Genomic DNA, 5,000 nt, shown 5'->3' with positions numbered 1-5,000 from the left:
AAGGAAGATTTAACTAAACGTTTGACACGTCGAAGTTTTGTTCAGTTTTGATGGTTTAATAAGGTTTTTTGCGAAAGCAAAATAACCATCCATCAAAACTTTTTGTCTCTTACGAGATCAAAATGTGTTTGTTCTTTGAAAACTAGATAAAGATAAATTGATAGTCAAGAAATTACCGAGTATCGCCATTTTAGGTTTTAAACCTGATGTAACAACCAATTCGGTTAAGTTATGAAGGGCGCACGGTGGATGCCTTGGCACTAGGAGCCGACGAAGGACGGGACTAACACCGATATGCTTTGGGGAGCTGTAAGTGAGCTTTGATCCAGAGATTTCCGAATGGGGGAACCCATTGTTCGTAATGGAACAATATCCTTACTTGAATACATAGAGTATGGAAGGCAGACCCAGGGAACTGAAACATCTAAGTACCTGGAGGAAGAGAAAGCAATTGCGATTCCCTGAGTAGCGGCGAGCGAAACGGGATGTAGCCCAAACCAAGAGGCTTGCCTCTTGGGGTTGTAGGACACTCTATACGGAGTTACAAAGGAATGAAGTAGACGAAGAAGTCTGGAAAGGCTCGTCAAAGAAGGTAACAACCCTGTAGTTGAAACTTCATTCTCTCTTGAGTGGATCCTGAGTACGGCGGGACACGTGAAATCCCGTCGGAAGCTGGGAGGACCATCTCCCAAGGCTAAATACTCCCTAGTGACCGATAGTGAACCAGTACCGTGAGGGAAAGGTGAAAAGCACCCCGGAAGGGGAGTGAAATAGAACCTGAAACCGTGTGCCTACAAGTAGTCAGAGCCCGTTAACGGGTGATGGCGTGCCTTTTGTAGAATGAACCGGCGAGTTACGATCCCATGCAAGGTTAAGTCGATGAGACGGAGCCGCAGCGAAAGCGAGTCTGAATAGGGCGAATTGAGTATGTGGTCGTAGACCCGAAACCAGGTGATCTACCCATGTCCAGGATGAAGTTCAGGTAACACTGAATGGAGGTCCGAACCCACGCACGTTGAAAAGTGCGGGGATGAGGTGTGGGTAGCGGAGAAATTCCAATCGAACTTGGAGATAGCTGGTTCTCTCCGAAATAGCTTTAGGGCTAGCCTCATGTGTAAGAGTCTTGGAGGTAGAGCACTGTTTGGACTAGGGGCCCTCATCGGGTTACCGAATTCAGACAAACTCCGAATGCCAAAGACTTATCCATGGGAGTCAGACTGCGAGTGATAAGATCCGTAGTCGAAAGGGAAACAGCCCAGACCACCAGCTAAGGTCCCAAAGTATACGTTAAGTGGAAAAGGATGTGGAGTTGCTTAGACAACCAGGATGTTGGCTTAGAAGCAGCCACCATTTAAAGAGTGCGTAATAGCTCACTGGTCGAGTGACTCTGCGCCGAAAATGTACCGGGGCTAAACGTATCACCGAAGCTGTGGATTGACACCTTTAGGTGTCAGTGGTAGGAGAGCGTTCTAAGGACTGCGAAGCTAGACCGTAAGGACTGGTGGAGTGCTTAGAAGTGAGAATGCCGGTATGAGTAGCGAAAGATGGGTGAGAATCCCATCCACCGAATGCCTAAGGTTTCCTGAGGAAGGCTCGTCCGCTCAGGGTTAGTCGGGACCTAAGTCGAGGCCGATAGGCGTAGACGATGGACAACAGGTTGATATTCCTGTACCACCTCTTTTCCGTTTGAGCAATGGGGGGACGCAGGAGGATAGGGTAAGCGCACTGCTGGATATGTGCGTCTAAGCAGTTAGGCTGATGATGAGGCAAATCCCATCATCGTGAAGGCTGAGCTGTGATAGCGAGCGAATTATAGTAGCGAAGTTCCTGATTCCACACTGCCAAGAAAAGCCTCTAGCGAGGAAAAAGGTGCCCGTACCGCAAACCGACACAGGTAGGCGAGGAGAGAATCCTAAGGTGAGCGAGAGAACTCTCGTTAAGGAACTCGGCAAAATGACCCCGTAACTTCGGGAGAAGGGGTGCTCTGGTAGGGTGCAAGCCCGAGAGAGCCGCAGTGAATAGGCCCAGGCGACTGTTTAGCAAAAACACAGGTCTCTGCGAAGCCGTAAGGCGAAGTATAGGGGCTGACGCCTGCCCGGTGCTGGAAGGTTAAGAGGAGTGCTTAGCGCAAGCGAAGGTGCGAATCGAAGCCCCAGTAAACGGCGGCCGTAACTATAACGGTCCTAAGGTAGCGAAATTCCTTGTCGGGTAAGTTCCGACCCGCACGAAAGGCGTAACGATCTGGGCACTGTCTCAACGAGAGACTCGGTGAAATTATAGTACCTGTGAAGATGCAGGTTACCCGCGACAGGACGGAAAGACCCCGTGGAGCTTTACTGTAGCCTGATATTGAATTTTGGTACAGCTTGTACAGGATAGGTAGGAGCCTTGGAAGCCGGAGCGCCAGCTTCGGTGGAGGCATCGGTGGGATACTACCCTGGCTGTATTGAAATTCTAACCCGCGCCCCTTATCGGGGTGGGAGACAGTGTCAGGTGGGCAGTTTGACTGGGGCGGTCGCCTCCTAAAGAGTAACGGAGGCGCCCAAAGGTTCCCTCAGAATGGTTGGAAATCATTCGCAGAGTGTAAAGGCACAAGGGAGCTTGACTGCGAGACCTACAAGTCGAGCAGGGACGAAAGTCGGGCTTAGTGATCCGGTGGTTCCGCATGGAAGGGCCATCGCTCAACGGATAAAAGCTACCCCGGGGATAACAGGCTTATCTCCCCCAAGAGTCCACATCGACGGGGAGGTTTGGCACCTCGATGTCGGCTCATCGCATCCTGGGGCTGTAGTCGGTCCCAAGGGTTGGGCTGTTCGCCCATTAAAGCGGTACGCGAGCTGGGTTCAGAACGTCGTGAGACAGTTCGGTCCCTATCCGTCGTGGGCGCAGGAAATTTGAGAGGAGCTGTCCTTAGTACGAGAGGACCGGGATGGACGCACCGCTGGTGTACCAGTTGTCTTGCCAAAGGCATCGCTGGGTAGCTATGTGCGGAAGGGATAAGTGCTGAAAGCATCTAAGCATGAAGCCCCCCTCGAGATGAGATTTCCCATCACGTATGTGAGTAAGATCCCTAGAAGATGACTAGGTAGATAGGTCAGAGATGGAAGCATGGCGACATGTGGAGTTGACTGATACTAATCGATCGAGGACTTAACCACAAAGAGTCATTTATTAAATGAACAACAATGGGTCGATATTCGGCTTTCTTGACATCAATTCTTTATCTAGTTTTGAAGGAACAATCCTTCAATTGAATAATTCGTCTGGTGACAATGGCGAAGAGGTCACACCCGTTCCCATGCCGAACACGGAAGTTAAGCTCTTCAGCGCCGATGGTAGTTGGGGGATCTCCCCCTGTGAGAGTAGGACGTCGCCAGGCAAATTGAAAAAGAGTAGCTCATTGGAGTTACTCTTTTTTGTGTTTACTTGTAAATGGATTCTTGGTTCGAAGAACAAATTGGTTATAGGATAGAGAGGGCGGCTTTTTTGCGTTTTTATTTGTTGGAGAAATGTTATTGAAGGTTGATCGTACAATTAAAATCAGAAATGAAGACAGATTACGATTAAAATACGGACAATGTTTTTGGATGCATTTGGAAAAATACGTAATTTTTAAACAAAATGACGCAATTATTTTTATGGACCCTATAATGCTCTGACAATTGGAGCCACAATCTATATTGTAGTCCTGATTATTACGAATCGCACATTGAATAGGGCTAAATCGTTCTATTTTGAATGATAAAAACACGCACCGATTCTACTATAAACGATCAATCTATTAGAAAGTTAAAATAAATATCAAAATAAATCTAAAATTAGCTTTTGCCTAAGAGTGTCGCAATTGATTTCGGCCACCTTCAGGTCTGGAACTCTCCCTACCTCTCAATATATTTAGTCATCCTGCAGGAACTCAGCGTCATATTTCCATTCAGAATACCTCATCTAAACGCGGAGATACTCAAGTAACCTGAAATCATAGTCAAGCAGATATGTTTAAGATTCTTTTCTATGTGTATATATATAGTGTAGGTATTCTAAACTGAACACTCAGACATCTATAAATTATTAAAAAGGTATTGTAATTAAGTAGATGTTTGTGATATTATTGCTCTTCCGCCTTTTATAAGGGAAGTTAGGGAAGTTAATTAATATGTCTTTTAGGCTAGTTTAAGTGTTTAATAACTTAGTAGATATAAAAGTAAAAAAACATTTAAAAGAAGTTGACTTCTGCGAAATTAACTGGTAAAGTATTATTTGTTGCCGCAAACGGACAACAAACAAAAAAACACGATAAACTTGATCGAAACTATTTCAAAAAAGTTGTTGACATCAAATGAATGATCGTGTAACATAGTAAAGGTCGCTTCGAGAGAAGTACTTACACATTGAACCTTGAAAACTGAACAAAACAAGACAATACGTCAACGTTAATTCTAGATTTATTTTTAAAGAGCTATTCAAACTTTTATCGGAGAGTTTGATCCTGGCTCAGGACGAACGCTGGCGGCGTGCCTAATACATGCAAGTCGAGCGGATTGATGGGAGCTTGCTCCCATCAATCAGCGGCGGACGGGTGAGTAACACGTGGGTAACCTGCCTGTAAGACTGGGATAACTCCGGGAAACCGGGGCTAATACCGGATAACTCATTTCCTCGCATGAGGAAATGTTGAAAGGTGGCTTTTAGCTATCACTTACAGATGGACCCGCGGCGCATTAGCTAGTTGGTGAGGTAACGGCTCACCAAGGCGACGATGCGTAGCCGACCTGAGAGGGTGATCGGCCACACTGGGACTGAGACACGGCCCAGACTCCTACGGGAGGCAGCAGTAGGGAATCTTCCGCAATGGACGAAAGTCTGACGGAGCAACGCCGCGTGAGTGATGAAGGTTTTCGGATCGTAAAACTCTGTTGTTAGGGAAGAACAAGTACCGTTCGAATAGGGCGGTACCTTGACGGTACCTAACCAGAAAGCCACGGCTAACTACGTGCCAGCAG

At 46.8% G+C, this 5,000-nt stretch carries 3 rRNA genes (1 of these 3 running past the window's edge); all 3 read left to right on the top strand.

Annotated elements, in window-relative coordinates:
- Positions 1–222: 222 nt before the first annotated feature.
- Positions 223–3,158, top strand: a 23S ribosomal RNA gene (locus tag ACYH0O_RS22635).
- 104 nt (positions 3,159–3,262) lie between these two features.
- Positions 3,263–3,379: ribosomal RNA gene (gene rrf / locus ACYH0O_RS22630) — 5S ribosomal RNA — on the top strand.
- Positions 3,380–4,468: 1,089 nt separating this feature from the next.
- A 16S ribosomal RNA gene (locus ACYH0O_RS22625) occupies positions 4,469–5,000 on the top strand; it runs 1,020 nt beyond the window's last position.

The sequence above is a fragment of the Rossellomorea sp. H136 genome (assembly GCF_056838065.1).
Note: the sequence above shows the minus strand (reverse complement) of the source record. Positions and strands in the feature narration are given on the sequence as shown.